Below are 483 nucleotides of genomic sequence, written 5' to 3' on the forward strand. Positions count from 1 at the left end.
TGGTCTGAGCCCCTAGATTTCCTCCAGTGATAAGTAGAGTCCGGCCTTCGACAAGGAGACGGACGAGATGAAGCGGAGCAGGTTCAGCGAGGAGCAGATCATCGCTGTTTTGAAGGAGCAGGAGGCGGGGATGCCGACGGCGGATGTGTGTCGCCGTCACGGGATCAGTTCGGCGACCTTCTACAAGTTGAAGTCCAAGTATGGCGGGCTGGAGGTGTCCGATGCCCGGCGGCTGCGCCAGCTGGAGCAGGAGAACGCGCGGCTGAAGAAGCTGCTGGCGGACTCGATGCTCGACAACGCCATGCTCAAGGAGATCAGCGCAAAAAATGTATGACCCGCCCTGTCCATGCAAGAGTCGATCGGTGTTGACGGTGCCAGTCTGCACAAATGTATCCGGCCTCTCGCGAGTGGGCCGCTGTTGCGGCCAGGCCTTGATGAGATCCGCGCGCCTCGTTCCCAGATAAATGCTTCGGGCTTTCTGCC

At 59.8% G+C, this 483-nt stretch carries 1 pseudogene; it reads left to right on the forward strand.

What is annotated here, in order from left to right:
- Positions 1-67: 67 nt before the first annotated feature.
- Positions 68-331: pseudogene (locus tag ILT46_RS12015) on the forward strand (transposase); the annotation flags it as partial.
- Positions 332-483: the final 152 nt, after the last annotated feature.

Source organism: Qipengyuania sp. YIM B01966 (assembly GCF_016461955.1).
Classification (GTDB): domain Bacteria; phylum Pseudomonadota; class Alphaproteobacteria; order Sphingomonadales; family Sphingomonadaceae; genus QFOP01.